The following is an 18,540-nucleotide window of genomic DNA, read 5'->3' as shown; positions in this document are numbered from 1 at the left end:
GCCGCGACCGTCGCAACAAGCGGCGTCGGAGCGGCTGTGCCCACGCGGCAGGGGCGCATGCCGCTGCTGGACGTGGTCAAGGGCTTGGCCTGTGCGTTGATCGTCGGGCACCACCTCGCGCGCTACGGCCCGATGCCGGCCGGCGCGCAGGTGCTCGCGCCCGATTTCTTCGGCTGGCTGGCGGACGACGGCCGGCTCGCGGTGCAGGTGTTCCTCGTGATCGCCGGCTTTCTTGCGACGGCGAGCCTCGCGCCTGATGGCGTGCTGCGCGTGGACCGGCCGTTCTTGCGAATCTTCCAGCGCTATGGCCGGCTGGTCATGCCGTACCTCGCGGCGCTCACGGTGTGCGTGCTGGTGGCCGAGGTGGCGCGGCCCTGGCTGGGTGAAGAGGTCGTGCCGGCCGAGCCGAGCCTCGGCCAGATGCTGGCGCACGGCCTGCTGCTGCAGGACCTGCTGAACTACGAGTCGCTGTCGACCGGGGTCTGGTACGTGGCCATCGACTTCCAGCTGTTTGCGCTCGCGCTCGCGTTGGTCGGGCTGCCCGCCGTGCTGCGGCAGCCCACCTCGGCCGCGCGTTGGGCGCCGGTGGCGCTGGTGTTCATCGTGGCCGTGGCCTCGCTCGCGTTGTTCAACCGGCAGGCGCGGCTGGACGAAACGGCGTTCTATTTCTTCGGCGCCTACGGGCTCGGCATGCTGGCGTTCTGGGTCGGCCGCGTCACGCGCGCCAGCACCTGGCACGGCGCCATCGCGCTGTTGGCGCTGGTCGGAGTGGGCGCGCTCATGATCGACTGGCGCAGTCGCATCGCCATCGCCTTGGTCACCGCGCTGCTCATCGCGGTGGCGCAACGCCGACAGTGGCTGTCGCCCGCACACTGGCCTGCAGTCGCCGTGCCGCTGCAGCAGCTGGGGCGCATTTCGTATTCGCTATTCCTGATCCACTTCCCGGTGCTGCTCGCCGTGAATGCGCTGGTGGCGGGCCTGGGGCCGCACGACCCGTGGGTCGATCTGCTCGGCATGGTCGCGACCTTCGGCCTGTCGGTGGGCGCCGCGGTGCTGCTGTACCGCGGGGTCGAAGCCCGGCCGGCCTCGGTGCGCAGCGTATGCACACTTTTTGCCGCATTGCTCGTCAGCGGCCTCATCGTGTCGTACTGAAGCGCGCCGCGCCCGCTCGGGCGCGGACCTTTTTCTCCCCGATTCTTTGCAAATCTGTTGCCTCGGGGCTTCCGAGCGGGCAGTCTCCGTGTTTCGTCACCTATGTGTATGATTGTGAATATTTCAGTAAATACTGAAAATACACAAACTCAAGGAATGACAGAACAAACGCCGCCACGATCGCCGCTGAAGGCTTTCACTTCGCCCGACATCGGCAGCGTGGTGCAAGGCGCCGCCGCGCTTGCGTGGTTGCCGCAGGCGGCGTTGCTGGCGATGGCGGTCCAGGGGCTGGCAAGCGGTGAGGGCATGGCGGCCGTGCTGTGGCCGGCGCTGGGCATCCTGTTGTGGGGCCTGCTGCGCGCGGGCTGCGAAGCCTGGGGCGTGCGCCGCACCTTCGGGCGCGCGCGGGCGCAACTGACCACCTTGCGCGCGCAGACCGCGGCGGCGCTGGCGGCCGGCTCGCCGCTCGACCGCGAACGTGCGCCCTCCGGCCTCGCGGCCAGCGTGCTTGCCGAACAGGCCGAGGCGCTGGTGCCGTACCTCGTGCGCTACCAGCCCGCGCGCTGGCGTGCGACGGTGGTGCCGCTCTTCCTGCTTGCGGCCGTGGCCTGGTTCTCGTGGGCCGCCGCGCTGGTGCTGCTGGTGGCGGCGCCGCTGATCCCGATCTTCATGGCCATCGTCGGCTGGCGCGCCAAGGCGGCCAGCGAGGCGCAGATGGTCGAGATGGGCGGCATGAACGCCTTCCTGCTCGACCGCCTGCGCGGCCTGGCCACGCTGCGCGCGCTCGACGCGGTCGATGCCACGGTCGACCGGCTCGGTGCGTCCGCGCAGTCGCTGCGCCAGCGCACGATGGCGGTGTTGCGCATCGCGTTCCTGTCATCCGCGGTGCTCGAGCTGTTCTCCGCGCTGGGCGTGGCGCTGGTCGCGGTCTACATCGGCTTCCATCTGCTGGGTTCGCTCGGCTTCGGCGCGTGGGGCCAGCAGCTCAGCCTGGGCGAAGGCCTGTTCGTGTTGCTGCTGGCGCCGGCGTTCTTCGAACCGCTGCGCGAGCTGTCGGCGGTCTGGCACGACCGCGCAGCGGGTGAGGCGGCGCTGAAGGCGCTCGACGACCTGCAACGCGGCGCGCTGCCGTTACCCGGCGCGGGCGTCGCGGTCACGCGCGCAGCCACCGGTGCCGCCGGTGCGGGCGCCGCGCCTGCGGTGACGGTCCACGCGCTGCATTTCTCCTGGCCCGGCGAGTCGACCGCGCTCTTCGACGGCTACGAACTGCGCATCGGCGCGGGCGAGCATGTCGCGCTGACCGGCCCCAGCGGATCAGGCAAGACCGCGCTGCTCTCACTGCTCGCGGGACTGATGCCGGCCACGCATGGCGAGATCGCCATCGGCGGCGTGCCGCTCACCGAGCACACGGCCGCCGCGCTGCGCCAGCGCACGGCGTGGATGGGGCAGAAGCCGCACGTCTTCGCCGGCTCGGTCGAAGCCAACGTGGCACTGGGCCGTGCCGACATCGGTGCGTCCGAAGTGGCCGAGGCGATGCGCTTCGCGGCGCTCGACGACGTGGCGCAGGCCCATCCCGGCACCGCGCTGGGCGAGGGCGGCAGCGGCCTGTCGGGCGGCGAGGCCGTGCGGCTGGCGCTGGCGCGCGTCGCGGTGCATCCGCACGCCGACCTGATCCTGGCCGATGAGCCCACGGCCCACCTCGACACCGCCACCGCCGCGCGCGTGGCGGATGCGCTGATGACGCTCGCCCGTGGCCGGACATTGATCGTCTCGACCCACGACCCGGTGCTGGCCGCGCGCATGGACCGCACCGTGAGCCTCGGGCCGCAATCGCTGGTGGAGAAGGCCGCATGAGCAGCAGCGCGACCCATTCCCCTCGTTGGCGAGACCTTCGCCTCGTGCTGCGCCCCTTCCTCGCGACGCAGCCGCGTGCCTTGCTGCTGGGCTGTCTGCTGGCTGCTGTCACCGTGCTGGCGGGCATGGCGCTGCTGGGCCTCTCTGGCTGGTTCATCACCGCGACCGCACTCGCCGGCCTGCACGCGGCCACGGCTTTCACTTTCGATGTCTTCATGCCGTCGGCCGGCATCCGGCTGCTGGCGCTCGGGCGCACGGGGTCGCGCTACGGCGAGCGGCTCGTCACGCACGACGCCACCTTCGCCGTGCTCGCCGAACTGCGCGTGCGACTGTTCCGCGGCTGGGCCCGCCCCGAGGCTGCGCGCGACCTGCTGATGCGGCCGGCGCGGCTGCTGTTCCGCCTCACGTCCGACATCGATGCACTCGAGTCGCTGTACCTGCGCCTGTTCGTGCCCGCCGCTGCGGCGTTGGGCGCCGCGCTGCTGGCCGGCATCGTGCTCGGCTTCATGCATGTGGGGATGGGCGTGGCGATTGCGCTCTGGCTCTGCGCCATCGGCTGGGGGCTGGCGTTCCTCATCGCGCGGCGTGCGCGGCAGCCGGCGCAGCAACGCGCGCATGCCGTGGAGGCGCTGCGCGCGCGGGCCGTCGATCTGGTCGCAGGCCAGGCCGACCTCGCGATGGCCGGCCGGCTCGACGCCCAGCGCGCCGCGCTGATGAATGCCGACGCGCACCTCGCGCAGGCCGACCTTGCGCTGAACAAGCTCGAAGCTGCTGCTGGTTTGGCCTACGGCAGCGCCGGCGCCCTGACACTGGTCGGCGTGTTGCTGGCCGTGGGCGCGTTGGTGAGCGAAGGCGTCATCGGCGCCCCCGGCGCAGCGCTTGCCTTGCTGATCGCACTGACCGCCACCGAACCGTTTGCGGCGCTGCGGCGTGGCGCGCTCGACGCAGGGCGCACCTGGCTGGCGGTGCGCCGGCTGGCACCGCGGCTCGACCCGTCGGTGGAAGAGGGCGCGTGCCCGTCCCACGCCGAGCGGACGGCAGCGGTGCAGGTCGATCAACTCACCGTCATGCACCCCGGCAGCCTTGTCGAAGTGCTCAGCGGCGTGTCGCTGCATCTGAATGCGGGCGAGCGTGTCGCGCTGGTTGGCGCCAGCGGCGCAGGCAAGTCCACGCTGCTCTCCGTGATCGCCGGCGACCTCACACCGCGCGCCGGCCAGGTGCAGGCGCAACCGGCCTGCCTGCTGACCCAGCGCACCGAACTTTTCCAGGACAGCCTGCGCGACAACCTCCGCCTTGCCGATCCGCAAGCCAGCGATGAGCGCCTCTGGACCGTGCTGCACGCCGCCGGCCTCGATGCTGATGTGCGTGCACTGGCCACCGGGCTCGACACGCGCCTGGGCGAAGGCGGCCTCGGCCTCTCGGGCGGGCAGTCGCGCCGGCTCGCGCTCGCGCGTCTGCTGCTGCGGCCCGTGCCGCTGTGGCTGCTCGACGAACCGACCGAAGCGCTCGACGCCGCCACCGCGCACGACGTGCTGCAGCGCCTGGCGCAGCAGGCCGGCCCGCGCACGCTGCTGATCGCCACGCACCTGCGCCGCGAAGCCGCGCTGGCCGACCGCCTCGTGTGCATGGCGCGGGGCCGCATCGTGGCCGACCTGCGCCGTGGCACCGACGCGTTCGAGGCCGCGCTGCGCGGCCTGCGACCCGATTGACCCGAGCCGATACCGACCGAACACAGAACACACAAAGGAAGCCCCATGGACCTTGACATCGTCGCGCTCTCGCGCCTGCAGTTCGCCGTGACGGCGCTGTACCACTTCCTGTTCGTGCCATTGACGCTCGGACTGTCGATCATCCTGGCCATCATGGAGACGGTCTACGTGATGACCGGGCGCGTCATCTGGCGCGACATGACCAAGTTCTGGGGTGTGCTGTTCGGCATCAACTTCGCGATGGGCGTGGCCACGGGCATCGTGATGGAGTTCCAGTTCGGCATGAACTGGAGCTACTACAGCCACTATGTCGGCGACATCTTCGGCGCGCCGCTGGCCATCGAAGGGCTCATGGCCTTCTTCATGGAAGCGACCTTCGTCGGCCTGTTCTTCTTCGGCTGGGACAAGCTCTCGAAGGTGGGCCACCTCACGGCAACGTGGGCCGTGGCCATCGGCTCCAACTTCTCGGCACTGTGGATTCTCATTGCCAACGGCTGGATGCAGAACCCCGTGGGCGCGGCCTTCAACCCCGCGACCATGCGCATGGAAGTGACCGACTTCGCCGCCGTGCTGACCAACCCCGTGGCGCAGGCCAAGTTCGTGCACACCGTGTCGGCCGGTTATGTGTGCGCCGCGGTGTTCGTGCTCGGCGTGTCGGCGTGGTACCTGCTCAAGGGCCGGCACATCGAACTGGCGAAGCGTTCGATGACCGTGGCCGCATCGTTCGGCCTGGCCGCCGCGCTGTCGGTGGCGGTGCTCGGCGACGAGAGCGGCTACCTCTCGGGCGAACACCAGAAGATGAAGCTGGCCGCCATCGAAGGCATGTGGGAAACGCAACCCGCACCCGCCGCCTTCACCGTGATCGGTTTCCCCGACCAGAAGGCGCGCGAGACGCACTACGCCATTCACATCCCGGCGGTGATGGGCCTCATCGGCACGCGCTCGCTCAACACCGTGATGCCCGGCATCGACGAACTCGTGAAGCGCGCCGAGGCCCGCATCCGCGAGGGCCTGAAGGCCTACGACGCGCTGCAGAAGATCCGCGAGGCCGGCGGCACCGACAAGGTCACGCAGGGCGTGCGCGGCGACTTCGAAGAGAACGGCATCAACATGGGCTACGCGCTGCTGCTCAAGCGCTACGTGGACGACCCGCGCCAGGCCACCGACGAGCAGATCGCCAAGGCCGCATGGGACACCGTGCCGCAGGTGGCGCCGCTGTTCTGGCTGTTCCGCGTGATGGTGGGCATCGGCATGCTGCTGATCCTGCTGACCGGCACCTTCTTCGTGCTATCGGCGCGCCGCGCGCTCGACCGCCATCGCTGGTTGCTCAAGGTCGCGGTGTGGGCGATTCCGCTGCCGTGGATCGCCATTGAATCCGGCTGGCTGGTGGCCGAGTACGGCCGGCAGCCCTGGGTGATCGAAGGCGTGCTGCCGACCGCGGTGGCCGTGTCGAACCTGGGCGTGACGACCTTGCTGATCACGCTCGCGGGCTTCATCGCGATCTACACGACGCTGCTCATCATCGAGATGAAGCTGATGCTCAAGGCCATCCGCAAGGGCCCCGAGGTCGAGCATGCGCCCACTGAAGGCGATGCCCGTTCGCACATTCCACCGGCGCGTGCCGCCACGCCGTCCTCTTCTGCCTCGACCGGGAGCGCCGCATGATCCTCCACACACTCCTCGACTACGACACCTTGCGCTTCATCTGGTGGCTGCTCATCGGCGTGCTGCTGGTCGGCTTCGCGGTGACCGACGGCTTCGACCTGGGCGCAGGCATGCTGCTGCCGTTTGCGGCGCGCAACGACATCGAGCGCCGCGTGGTCATCAACAGCGTGGGCCCGGTGTGGGAGGGCAACCAGGTCTGGCTGATCCTGGGCGGCGGCGCCGTCTTCGCGGCCTGGCCGCAGCTGTACGCCGTGTCGTTCTCGGGCTTCTACCTGGCGATGTTCGTGATTCTGTCGGCGCTCATCCTGCGGCCGGTGGCCTTCAAGTTCCGCAGCAAGCGCGAGTCGCCGCAGTGGCGCGCGCGCTGGGACGGCGTGCTGTTCTTCAGCGGCTTCGTGCCTGCGCTGATCAGCGGCGTGGCGGTGGGCAACGTGCTGCAGGGCGTGCCGTTCCGCTTCGGCACCGACATGCACATCTTCTACGACGGCAGCTTCTTCGGCCTGCTGAACCCCTTCGCCATCCTCTGCGGGCTGGTGTCGGTGGCGATGCTGGTGATGCACGGCGCGGCCTGGCTGCTGCTCAAGACCGCCGGCCCGGTGGCCGAGCGTGCGCGCAGCTACGGCATGGTCGCGGCGGTGCTCACGCTCGTGTTCTACGCGCTGGCCGGCGTGTGGCTGGCGATGGGCATCGGTGGCTTTCGCATCAGCAGCGTGGTCGACACCGTGGGTCCGTCGAACCCGATGCTCAAGACCGTCGAGCTGCATGCCGGCGCCTGGATGGGGAACTACGCGGCGCACCCCTGGACCATCGCCGCGCCGGTGGCGGGCTTTGTCGGCACGCTGGGCGCGCTGCTCGGGTTGGTGCTGCGCCGGCCGGTGTTGGCGCTGCTCACGGCGGCGCTGGGCATCGCCGGCATCATCCTCAGCGTGGGCGCCTCGATGTTCCCGTTCATCCTGCCCTCGTCGATCGACCCGCGCGCGAGCCTCACGGTGTGGGATTCGTCGTCGAGCCACCTGACGCTGTTCATCATGCTGGTGGTCACCGTGATCTTCATCCCGATCATCATTGCCTACACCACCTGGGTCTATCACGTGCTGTGGGGCAAGGTCGACGAGCAAGCCATCCGCGACGACAGCGGACACGCCTACTGAAACGGGAAGGAAAAAGAGATGTGGTACTTCGCCTGGATACTCGGCCTGCCGCTGGCAGCCGCCTTCGCCGTGCTCAACGCCATGTGGTATGAACTCATGGACGACGAGGCCATCCGCAAGGAAAAGCTCGGCATGCCGGAAGCCCCGCAAGGGCAGGAGCGGCTGTGAAGAACGGATAGCTTTCCGTTCGGCTCCGCGGCGACTCAGTCTTCGCCCGCGGGGCCCTTGCTCTTCTTCGACGCACCGCCCGTGAGGCGGTCTTTCAGCGTCAGTACCTTTGTCACCGTCGCGCCCATGCCCATGAGCTGCATCGCAGTCTCGGGCGCCAGGCGCTGCACGTCGTCGAACCACTTCATCAGCCGGTCGATCAGGTCGTGCATCTCGCGCATGCGGGCCTGCGCGTGGCGCTCGGCGTCGCTCGTGGGCGATTCGAGCAGCGCGTTGCGCAGCATCGAGAGCGTGGGCTCGATCTCGCGGCGGCGGCGCTCCTCGGCCAGCACGCGGAAGATTTCCCACACGTCCTTGGGCGCCTCGAAGTATTCGCGGCGGTCGCCCGCGTGGTGGCGCAGGTGCACGAGGCGCCAGGCCTGCAACTCCTTCAAGCCCATGCTCACGTTGGAGCGCGAGAACTCCAGCAGCTCGGCGATCTCGTCGGCATTGAGCGCGCGCTCCGACAAGAAGATCAGCGCGTAGATCTGCCCGACGGTGCGGTTGATGCCCCACTTGCTGCCCATCTCGCCGAAGTGGGCGACGAACTGGCGGTTGAGGGGAGGGAGTTCGGGTGCAGAAGCCATGCGGCGGATTGTCGCGCCGGATTGCTGGACGTTCGGAAGTTTCCGAAAACCCGGCAAGGCGACGGGGTGCATGAATAACCAGTTCTGGTGATAGCTCGGAAACAATTTATTTACAAAAATAAACGTTTCCTGACGATTTGACCATTTCTGGTGCATCCGGCCTCTCTTTTCAAGGTTTTTCTCCCCATGAACAAAGCACATCGCAGCCTCTGGAACTCGTCGTTGGGGGCCTGGGTGGCTGTTTCCGAACTCACGCGCGCACGCGGCAAGCTCGCGGGCAGCGTTGTGCTGGCGGCGGCGGGACTGCTGGCCGGGGTGGGCGCCGCAGCCGCAGCGCCTGACATCGTGCTCAACACGTCCGACAGGGGGTGGCAGAGCGATGTTGACCCTCATCTGGTGGGGAACTACAACTACGCCACGGGCTCGGATTGCCCTTCTGCCTGCAAAAATTACCGGTCGTACTTTGTCTTTAACGTACCGAACCTGTCTCTGGCGCCGGACCAGGTGATCACTGCGGCGTTTCAGTTCAATGCCTTCAGCCTGGGTGGTATACCGGCCACAGGCACGGTGCTGCGATTCCATCGGTACACGGGCGACATTCCAGGGCTCTCCTCTCCCGGCGTCGACCTCGCGAGGTTCGACGAATTGGGAAACGGCCTCACCATCGGCCAGGCCGAGGTGTCGCCGTCGACGCCGAATTCCAGCACGCTGACCGTGGCGCTCAATGACGCAGGCTTGGCCGCCATCCTGGCGGGGCAAGGCGGCCAAGTCGCCTGGGGCGGAAGCCTGGCGAGCGCGCTCGGGGGCTACACGTCGTACGTGGCTGGGTACTCGAGTGGCCTCCCGTCTGATGGCAACACGACCCTGCGCCTGACGCCGGTAACCTTGGCTGCCGGCACCTACCACTGGGACCTGGAAGGCACATCGGCTGGCGCGGGCGGCAGCGCGCCATCGGGCGTGTGGGGCCGTACGAACGCGCAACGCTTCTGGAACGTCGACGCGGGCGGAATGGGCCCGACCGTGGCGTGGATCGACGGCTCGAGCGCCGTGTTCGCGGCGGGCAGCGATGCCACTGGCAGCTACACCGTGACCTTGGGCGACAACGTCACCGTTGCCGGTGTCACTTACCGCGGTGGTGCGAGCGGCAGCCAGCTGACCCTCACGCCTGGCGCGGGCTACAAGATCGGCCTGGGTGCTGGCAACAACGTGTTCGACGCCCAGGCCGCCACGCTGGCGGTGCGCGCGGAAATCACGGGTGGAGGAACCCTGGTCAAGGAGGGCGCGGGCACGCTGAGCCTTGAGGTTGCCAATACCTACACCGGCGGCACGACCCTCAACGGCGGCACCCTGGAGATCCGCGACAGCGGCAGCATCGTCGGCAACATCGCCAACAACGCCGCGCTGGTGTTCAACCGCAGTGCCGACACCACCTTCGCCGGCAACATCAGCGGCACCGGCAGCCTGCTGCAGAAGGGCGCGCGCAAGCTGACCCTGACCGGTGACAACACCTTCACCGGCACCACCACCGTCGTGGCCGGCAACATCCTGCAGATCGGCGCGGGCGGCACCACCGGCAGCATCACGGGGAACATCAGCAACGACGGCGACCTGGTCTTCGACCGTGCGGGCGAGCTGAGCTACGCAGGCGTCATCAGCGGCACCGGCACCCTGTCCAAGAACGGCACGGGTGTGCTGGAACTGACGGGCGCCAGCACCTACAGCGGCGCAACCGAAGTCAACGCCGGCACGCTGCGCGTGAACAACACCATCGGCAGCGCCACGGGCACGAGCACGGTGCAGGTCAAGAACGGTGCCACGCTCAGCGGCGGCGGCACCCTCTCGGGCCAGGTCACCATCGCCAACGGCGCGACGCTGGCACCGGGCAGCAACCTCGGCACGCTGAACACGGGCATGCTGCGCTTCGACCCGGGCGCCTTCCTGAGCTACGAACTGGGCCAAGCCGGCACGGTGGGCGGCCCGCTCAACGACCTCGTGAAGGTCAACGGCGGCCTCGTACTCGACGGCACGCTCAACGTGGCGGAGGCACCCGGCGGCGCCTTCGGGCCCGGCCTGTACCGCCTGATCAGCTACACCGGGTCGCTGATCGACAACGGCCTGAACATCGGCACAGCGCCCGCGGGCACGACAGCCGGCGACCTGCACGTGCAATCGTCGGTGCGCGGCGAGATCAACCTGATCAACAGCAAGGGCGTCTCGCTCGGTTTCTGGGACGGCGCGGGCGGCGACGCTTCCACCTACAACGACGGCACGATCGGCGGCGGCTCCGGCACCTGGCGCATCGGCAACTCCACCCTCAACGATCCGTCCGACAGCTGGACCGGCGCCAACGGCAAAACCAACACCGGCTGGAAGCAGAACCAGTTCGCGCTGTTCGGCGGCGCGGCCGGCACGGTCCGGGTGGACAACACCGGCGGCGCCATCAGCATCGACGGCGCGCAGTTCTCCACCAGCGGCTATGTCGTCACCGGCGACGCGCTGACGCTGGGCAACGCCAACACGGTCATCAAGGTCGGCGACGGCACGGCCTCGGGGGCGCAGATGAGCGCGACCATCGCGTCGGTGCTCAGCGGCGCGGGCGGCCTCACGAAGGACGACCTGGGCACGCTGATCCTCAAGGGCGCCAACACCTACATGGGCGGGACGCTCGTGCGCGCCGGCACGCTGCAGGGCGACACGACCAGTCTGCGAGGCCCCATCGTCAACAACGCCCAGGTGGCCTTCGACCAGGTGGCCAGCGGCAGCTTCGCGGGCACGATGAGCGGCTCGGGCCGCCTGCGCAAGATTGGTGGCGGCGAGCTGCTGCTCACTGCGGCCAACACCTACAAGGGCGGCACGCAGGTCGACGGCGGCAGCTTGAACGTGGGCGTCACCGGCGCGGTCGGAACCGGCCCGGTGTCGGTGAGTGGCGGCGCTGGCTTGTTCTTCAGCGGCAGTGCGCAGGCGGAAAGCCTGCAGATCACGGCGGGCGATGTTCCGCAGGCCAGCGGCGGCTTCGTCCAGTTCCAGGACAACGCCTCGGCCGGCAGCGCGACGCTCGTCGCAGGCGCCACCGGCGCGATCGACTTCCGTGGCAACGCGACGGCCGGCAACGCCACCATCGAGAACCGCGGCGGCGAAGTCACCGTCTCGTTCGACGCCAGCGCGGGCAAGGCCCACATCACCAACTTCGCCGGCGGCTGGACCAACCTGTGGGACAACGGATCGGCCGGACAGGCGACGATCGTCAATGAGAGCAACGGCACGTTGGACATGCAGAACGACGCGACGGCCGCTCAGGCGCGCGTGGTGAACAAGGCGGGCGGCACGGTTCGCATCGGCCGGCTCGCGGCTGCTGGTACGAGCATCGGCGCATTGGAAGGTGCGGGACGCGTGCTGCTTGGGGCCAAGGCGCTGACGACGGGCGCGCTCAACACCGACACCGAAATCTCGGGCGAGATCTCGGGCGTGGGCGGCTCGCTCATCAAGGTGGGCACGGGTGCGCTCACGTTGTCAGGCGAGAACACGCACACCGGCGGCACGGCGCTGCGCCAGGGCCGCCTGAACGTGGGCCACAACCAGGCACTGGGCACCGGCACGCTGTCGATGGACGACGACACCACGCTGGGCTTCAGCGCGAACGGCTTGACGATTGCCAACACCATCAAGCTGACGGGCAACAACGACCCGGTCATCGACACCGGTGCGTTCAGCGGCACGCTGAGTGGTGCGATCAGCGGTGGTGGCTTCATCACCAAGCAGGGCACGGGCACGCTGACGCTGTCGGGTGCCAACACCTACACCGGTGCGACGAACGTGGCGCAGGGCACGTTGAAGGCCGGCGCGGTGAACACGCTGAGCGCAGCCTCGGCACACAGCGTGGCCGCAAGCGCCACGCTCGACCTGGCGGGCTTCAACCAGACCGTCGCGTCATTGGCCAACGGCGGCACGGTGTCGCTGGCCGGTGCGACCGCAGGCACGACGCTCACGGTCAAGGGCGCCTACGTCGGCACCAACGGCGTGCTCAAGCTGAGCACGACACTCAACGGCACCGGCCCCTCGGACCGCCTCGTGCTCGACGGCCCCACGGCCATCGCCAGCGGCAAGACCCAGGTGCAGATCAGCAACCTCGGCGGCCTGGGCGCACTGACCAGCGGCAACGGCATCGAGGTCATCACCGCACAGAACGGCGCGACCACCACCGCGCAGACCACCAAAGAGGCCTTCTCGCTGGCCGGCGGCCACGTCGACGCAGGCGCCTACGAGTACCGCCTGCACGCCGCCGACGCGAAGGGCGCGGGCGAGAACTGGTACCTGCGCTCCACCACCGACACGGTGGCGCCGGGCCAACCGGTCGGCCTGCCCGTCGTCACCTACCGAGCGGAAGCTGCGCTGTACGCCGCACTGCCGAGCCAGCTGCGCCAGGGCAACCTCGCGATGCTCGGCGATGTGCGCAAGCGCGTGGGTGACGACGATGTGAAGGGCACCACGAGCACACCGACCGGCTCCGACCGCCGCGCCTGGGCCCGCGTGCTCTCCACCGACATCGACATCCAGCAGGGCGGCACCGTCTCGCCCACCAGCAAGGGCCGCCTCACCGGTTTCCAGGCGGGCACCGACCTGCTCGCGACGCCGAACTGGCGCGCCGGCCTGTACGTCGGCCAGCTCGATGGCGATGCGCGCGTGAGCGGCTTCGCCAGCGGCATCCGCAACCTCGCGGTGGGCCGCAACGACCTGCGCAGCCAGTACGTCGGCGTGTACGGCACCTACACCGCGGACAGCGGCTTCTACGCCGATGCCGTCGTGCAGTCGGGCCGCCACCGCTACACGGTCGAGCCGATGCTCAGTGCGGGTGTGGGCGGCAAGGGGAACAGCCTGCTGGGCTCGATCGAAGTGGGGCAGTCCTTCGCGATCGGTGGCAGTGGCTGGAGCGTCGAGCCGCAGCTGCAGCTGATCCAGCACCACATGGACCTGGGCAACTCGGCCATCGTTGGTGCCATCGCGCAGCCACAGGCCGACAGCGGCTGGATCGCCCGCGCGGGCGTACGGGTCAAGGGGCAGGTCGACACCGGCATGGGCGTGTTGCAGCCGTACGGTCGCGTCAACGTCTACAGGACGTCGAGCGGCACCGACATCGCACGCTTCGTGAACGGCGCAACCACGACCGACATCGCGGCGCCAACCGGCGGCACCAGCACCGAACTGGCGGGTGGCTTCACGCTGGCCCTGAACCAGACGACCAGCCTGTATGGCGAAGTCGGCAAGCTGTGGTCGTCGGGCGGCGATGCCAAGGTGAAGAGCGGGATCAACGGCTCGCTCGGCGTGCGGGTGAAGTGGTAGGCGGGTAGCTTCAGGCCTCAGGGTCTGGCCCGGGGCGCCGCCGGTACGACCCCGGTGCCCCGCCAGTCCAGGTCTTGAAGGCGCGCTGGAACGCCGCGCTGTCCGAAAAGCCCAGCTCCTCGGCCAGCGCCGCCAGCGGCACGGTGCTGGTGTTCAGGCGCACGATGGCCACGTCGCGCCGCAGCTGGTCCTTGAGCGACTGGAACGAAGTGCCCTCGGTTCCCAGGTGGCGCTGCAGCGTGCTCACCGACATGTGCAGGCTGCGCGCGGTCGTGGCCAGGTCGGTCCAGGCCGGGCGGTGCTGCTGCAGCACGGTGCGCACACGCACGCTCACGGCCAGCTCGCCCAGCGGCGGCAGGATCACGTGGGCCGGTGCGGCGGCCAGGAAGTCGCGCATGGCCCGCGCGTCGCGGTGGATCGGCGTGGCCAGCGCGCTGGCGTCGAACCACACGGCCGACAGCGGCTGGCCGAACTGCAGCGGCGCGGGAAACACCTTGTTGTAGCGCGCCGCGTAGGGCGGCTGCTCGAAGCCGAAGTCGAAGCGGCGGGCCGTCAACCGGCCGCCGTGCAGCCAGGCGAAGAGCCGCCAGTACACGCGCAGCATCAGCTCGTGCAAAAAGTTCAGCGGCGCGCTCGGCATGCCCTGCACCCGCAGGCCGAAGCCCGCGAGCGGCCCCTCGCGCAGCACCACCATCTCGAGGTCGTCCTGCAGCAGGCTGAAGGTGCGGGCCACGCGGCGCAGCGCCACTTCGAGCGTGGGCGCGCCCATCGTGGCGCGGGTCATGAGCGCGAAGCTGCCGCAGCGCAGGCGGCGCGACAGGAAGCACAGGGCCTCGTCGTCCAGCCGCTCCATCAGCAGCGCGAACAGTGCGACGTACTGCTCGGCCGTGACGCGTGCGCCCGGTGCGTCGAGCAGCGCGGGGGCGATGCCGGCGTCCTGCAGCGCGGTGTCGATGCAGATCGGCGCGTTGTCGCCGCGCGCGCGCACGCCCGAGAGCATGCCCTGGACGAACACGATCGGGATGGTGACGGGCGGTTGCAGCATGCGTGTGCGGATCAGACCCGACGGCGGCGCGGGTGTCGATTGAGGTTTTCTGCCATGCGGGCGATGCGAAGCGCAATCGCCGCGGCACGGCGCGGTTTCTACCATGCGTTCACACAAGAACCGAACGGAGACAACCGCCATGTACCAGACCCAGTCGCTGCACCGCAGCGTGCAGCAGCACCCCGACCGGATCGCCGTGCGCGCCGCCGGCCGCACCCTGAGCTTTCGCGCGTATGCCGAGCGCGTCGCCCGCCTCGCGGGCGCCCTGCAGGGGCTCGGCATGCAGGCGGGCGACCGCGTCGCCATGCTGGCGCTCAACTCGGCGCGCTACCTCGAATACCAGATGGCCGTGCCCTGGGGCGGCGGCGTGCTCAACCCCTGCAACATCCGCTGGTCGGCGGCCGAAATTTTGTATTCGCTCGAAGACTCCGGCTCCTCGCTGCTGCTGGTGGACGACACCTTCCGCGCGGTGGTCGAGCAGATGCGCGGGCAGGCGACCAGCCTGCGCGAGGTGATCTACTGCGGCGACGGCCCCACGCCGCCCGGCATGCACGGCTACGAGGCGCTGCTGGAGGCCGCCTCGCCCGTGCCCGATGTGGGCCGCCGCGGCGAAGACCTGGCCGGCATCTTCTACACCGGCGGCACCACGGGCTTTCCCAAGGGCGTGATGCTGAGCCACACCAACATGGGCAGCTCGGGGCTGGCCCTGCATGCCGAAGGCCTGGCCGCGCCCGACGGCTGCTACCTGCATGCCGCGCCGATGTTCCACCTGGCCGACATGGGCATCTCCGCACCGCACTGGCTCGAGGGCAACACGCACGCGATCATTCCGGCCTTCAGCCCCGAGGCGGTGCTGAACACCATCGAGAAAGACCGCGTCACGCACGTGCTGCTGGTGCCCACCATGATCCAGATGCTGGTGGACCATCCCGCCATGCGCGAGCCGCGCGACCTGTCCAGCCTGAAGTGCATCACCTACGGCGCTTCGCCGATCGCGGAGGCGGTGCTGAACCGCGCGATGGCCGCCTTCCCGGGCGTGGACTTCGTGCAGGCCTACGGCATGACCGAGCTGTCGCCGCTGGCCACCATCAACCCGGCGCGCAACCACACGGCCGAAGGCCAGCGCCGGGGCAAGCTGCGCTCGGCCGGCCGCGCGAGCTACTGCACCGAGGTGCGCATCGTCGACGGCGGGGGCGTCGAGGTGCCGCGCGGCACCGTGGGCGAGATCGCGGTGCGCGGCCCCAACGTGATGCAGGGCTACTGGAACCAGCCGGCGCAAACGGCCGCGGCCGTGCGCGGCGGCTGGATGCACACCGGCGACGGCGCGTACATGGACGACGACGGCTACATCTTCGTGGTCGACCGCATGAAGGACATGATCATCAGCGGCGGAGAGAACATCTATTCGGCCGAGGTCGAGAACGCCATCAACCAGCATCCGGCCGTGGCGGCCTGCGCCGTCATCGGCATCCCGAGCGAGGAGTGGGGCGAAGCCGTGCATGCGGTGCTCGTGCTCAAGCCGGGCCAGCAGCTGGCGGCCGATGCGCTCATCGCGCATTGCAAGGCGCTGATCGCGAACTACAAGTGCCCGCGCAGCGTGGCGGTGGTCGAGGCGCTGCCGCTGTCGGGCGCGGGCAAGGTGCTCAAGACCCGGCTGCGCGAACCCTTTTGGCAAGACCGTCAACGAAGCGTAGCCTGAGCGCCGCCCACCATTTTTTTTCTTCTTCATTCACTTCATTTCAGGAGACGCTCATGAGCCAGGATGTCTATGTAGTCGGTGTCGGCATGATCCCCTTCACCAAGCCGGGCGCGAACCAGCCCTACCCGCAGATGGCGGCGCACGCCACCAACGCCGCGCTGAAAGACGCCGGCATCGGCTACGAGCTGGTGCAGCAGGCCTACGTCGGCTACGTGTACGGCGACTCGACCGCCGGCCAGCGCGCGCTCTATGAAGTGGGCATGACCGGCATTCCGGTCGTCAACGTCAACAACAACTGCTCCACCGGCTCGACCGCGCTGTTCCTCGCGCGCCAGGCCGTGGCCAGCGGCGCGGCCGACTGCGTGCTGGCGCTCGGCTTCGAGCACATGAGCCCCGGCGCGCTGGGTGCGGTGTTCAACGACCGCCCGAGTCCGTTCGATCATTTCGAGTCGATCACCGACGAGCTGGTCGGCAACGAGCAGGTGCCGCTCGCGCTGCGCTACTTCGGCGGCGCGGGGTTGGCGCACATGCAGCAGTACGGCACGCAGATGTCGACCTTCGCGAAGATCCGCGCCAAGGCCAGCCGCCATGCGTCGAACAACCCGGTGGCGCTGTTCCGCACCGTCGTCACCGAAGACGAAGTGATGGCCGCGCCCGTCATGTGGCCCGGTGTGATGACGCGGCTCATGGCCTGCCCGCCGACCTGCGGTGCGGCGGCCGCCATCGTGTGTTCGCCGCGTTTCGCCGAACGGCACGGGCTCGATCGCAGCGTGCGCATCAAGGCACAGGCCATGACCACCGACCGCGCCGTCACCTTCGAGAGCCGCGACATGCGCGAGGTGGTCGGCTTCAGCATGGCGCAGGAGGCCGCGCAGAAGGTGTACGACGCAGCCGGTGTCGGCCCGCAGGACATCGACGTGGTCGAGCTGCACGACTGCTTTGCGCACAACGAACTCATCAGCTACGAAGCGCTGGGCCTGTGCCCGGTCGGCGGCGCCGAGAAGTTCGTGGTCGATGGTGACAACACCTACGGCGGCAAGGTCGTGACGAACCCGTCGGGCGGCCTGCTGTCGAAGGGGCACCCGCTGGGCGCCACGGGTCTTGCGCAATGCACGGAGCTGGTCCAGCAGCTGCGCGGCACAGCCGACAAACGGCAGGTCGAAGGCGCGCGCATGGCGCTGCAGCACAACCTGGGTTTGGGCGGCGCCTGCGTGGTCACGTTGTACGAACGCGTCTGAGAAAAGGCAGAACATGATCGACAAGAAATGGATCGGCCACGAGCTGCCTGCGTCGGTGCTGCCCATCGAGCGCACCCGGCTGCAGTTCTTCGCCAAGGCCATCGGCGAGACCGACCCGGTCTACACCGATGCCGCCGCCGCGCGCGATGCCGGCTACCCCGACCTGCCCGCGCCGCCGACCTTCCTGTTCGCGGCCGAGCTGGACTCGGGCGCGTCGGGCCAGATGCTCGACGACCTGCAGATTCCGCTGTCGAAGCTGCTGCACGGTGAGCAGAGCTTCGAATACCACCGGCCGGCCTGCGTGGGCGACACGGTGACGGTGCGCTCCACCATCAGCGACATCTACGACAAGAAGAACGGTGCGCTCGAATTCGTCGTGAAGACCTCGCGCGCCACCAACCAGCGCGACGAACTCGTGGCCGAGCTGCGCACGGTGATCGTGTGCCGCCACTGAAAGAAGCTGCATCCATGACCTCCATCACCTACGACAGCATCCAGATCGGCGACGAACTGCCCGCGCTGCAGCTTGCGCCGGTCAACCGCACCACGCTCGCGCTCTTCGCGGGCGCCTCGGGAGACCACAACCCGATCCACATCGACACCGACTTCGCGCGCAAGGCCGGCATGCCCGACGTGTTTGCGCAGGGCATGCTGGGCATGGCCTGGCTCGGCCGCTTGCTCACGCAGTGGGCGCCGCAGTCGCAGCTGCGCCGTTTCGACGTGCGCTTCCAGGGCATCACGCACCTGGGCCATGCCGTGCGCTGCACCGGCCGCGTGGTCGAGAAGCTGGAGCACAACGGCGAGCGCTGCGTGCGCGTGGAAGTGCTCAGCGCCAACCAGTACGGCCAGGCCCGCATCGCGGGCGAAGCGCTCGTGGCGCTGCGCTGAATCCCCTG

At 69.1% G+C, this 18,540-nt stretch carries 13 protein-coding genes; 11 read left to right on the top strand and 2 right to left on the bottom strand.

The features are described 5' to 3' along the window. The first annotated feature begins 57 nt into the window (after positions 1 to 57). The 6 genes from AAG801_RS00140 to cydX all read left to right on the top strand — a co-directional run bounded on the left by AAG801_RS00140 (position 58) and on the right by cydX (position 7,699). A complete protein-coding gene (locus tag AAG801_RS00140; RefSeq protein WP_341886602.1) occupies positions 58 to 1,152 on the top strand; it encodes an acyltransferase in 1,095 nt (364 codons plus the stop codon). 156 nt (positions 1,153 to 1,308) lie between these two features. Beyond that, positions 1,309 to 3,006, top strand: coding sequence for a thiol reductant ABC exporter subunit CydD (gene cydD / locus AAG801_RS00135; RefSeq protein WP_341886601.1), 1,698 nt, complete (start codon positions 1,309 to 1,311; stop codon positions 3,004 to 3,006). After that, complete coding sequence (cydC, locus tag AAG801_RS00130; protein ID WP_341886600.1) at positions 3,003 to 4,715, top strand: thiol reductant ABC exporter subunit CydC; 1,713 nt, start codon at positions 3,003 to 3,005, stop codon at positions 4,713 to 4,715. Before cydD ends, cydC begins: the two co-directional genes overlap by 4 nt. 45 nt (positions 4,716 to 4,760) lie before the next feature. Continuing rightward, complete coding sequence (locus AAG801_RS00125) at positions 4,761 to 6,380, top strand: cytochrome ubiquinol oxidase subunit I (protein ID WP_341886599.1); 1,620 nt, start codon at positions 4,761 to 4,763, stop codon at positions 6,378 to 6,380. Then, on the top strand, positions 6,377 to 7,531 hold the full coding sequence (cydB, locus tag AAG801_RS00120) for a cytochrome d ubiquinol oxidase subunit II (protein ID WP_341886598.1): 1,155 nt from the start codon (positions 6,377 to 6,379) through the stop codon (positions 7,529 to 7,531). The genes AAG801_RS00125 and cydB overlap by 4 nt, the downstream gene beginning before the upstream one ends. An 18-nt stretch (positions 7,532 to 7,549) precedes the next feature. Then, positions 7,550 to 7,699: a cytochrome bd-I oxidase subunit CydX gene (cydX, locus tag AAG801_RS00115; RefSeq protein ID WP_056583381.1), complete on the top strand. Its 150-nt coding sequence runs from the start codon at positions 7,550 to 7,552 to the stop codon at positions 7,697 to 7,699. Between the two features lie 35 nt (positions 7,700 to 7,734). Here cydX and AAG801_RS00110 read toward each other — a convergent pair whose 3' ends face one another. After that, positions 7,735 to 8,325 (bottom strand): GbsR/MarR family transcriptional regulator, encoded by a 591-nt coding sequence (locus AAG801_RS00110; protein WP_099796376.1) that lies wholly within the window; start codon positions 8,323 to 8,325, stop codon positions 7,735 to 7,737. A 186-nt stretch (positions 8,326 to 8,511) separates the two neighbouring features. Between AAG801_RS00110 and AAG801_RS00105 the strand changes: the two genes are divergently transcribed. Continuing rightward, positions 8,512 to 13,662 (top strand): autotransporter outer membrane beta-barrel domain-containing protein, encoded by a 5,151-nt coding sequence (locus AAG801_RS00105; RefSeq protein WP_341886597.1) that lies wholly within the window; start codon positions 8,512 to 8,514, stop codon positions 13,660 to 13,662. A gap of 10 nt (positions 13,663 to 13,672) precedes the next feature. Here AAG801_RS00105 and AAG801_RS00100 read toward each other — a convergent pair whose 3' ends face one another. Further along, complete coding sequence (locus AAG801_RS00100) at positions 13,673 to 14,707, bottom strand: AraC family transcriptional regulator (RefSeq protein WP_341886596.1); 1,035 nt, start codon at positions 14,705 to 14,707, stop codon at positions 13,673 to 13,675. Between the two features lie 139 nt (positions 14,708 to 14,846). On the opposite strand from AAG801_RS00100, the gene AAG801_RS00095 reads away from it, so the two are divergent. The 4 genes from AAG801_RS00095 to AAG801_RS00080 are packed head-to-tail and all read left to right on the top strand — an operon-like array spanning position 14,847 to position 18,532. Further along, a complete protein-coding gene (locus AAG801_RS00095) occupies positions 14,847 to 16,406 on the top strand; it encodes a long-chain-fatty-acid--CoA ligase (protein WP_341886595.1) in 1,560 nt (519 codons plus the stop codon). Between the two features lie 53 nt (positions 16,407 to 16,459). Continuing rightward, on the top strand, positions 16,460 to 17,644 hold the full coding sequence (locus AAG801_RS00090) for a lipid-transfer protein (protein ID WP_192196191.1): 1,185 nt from the start codon (positions 16,460 to 16,462) through the stop codon (positions 17,642 to 17,644). Between the two features lie 13 nt (positions 17,645 to 17,657). Beyond that, positions 17,658 to 18,098, top strand: coding sequence for a MaoC family dehydratase N-terminal domain-containing protein (locus AAG801_RS00085; protein ID WP_101493760.1), 441 nt, complete (start codon positions 17,658 to 17,660; stop codon positions 18,096 to 18,098). Positions 18,099 to 18,112: 14 nt separating this feature from the next. Then, positions 18,113 to 18,532 (top strand): MaoC family dehydratase, encoded by a 420-nt coding sequence (locus tag AAG801_RS00080; protein ID WP_341886594.1) that lies wholly within the window; start codon positions 18,113 to 18,115, stop codon positions 18,530 to 18,532. Positions 18,533 to 18,540 lie beyond the last annotated feature (8 nt).

Source organism: Variovorax sp. YR752 (assembly GCF_943372545.1).
This window is presented reverse-complemented; position numbering and strand designations above follow the sequence as displayed.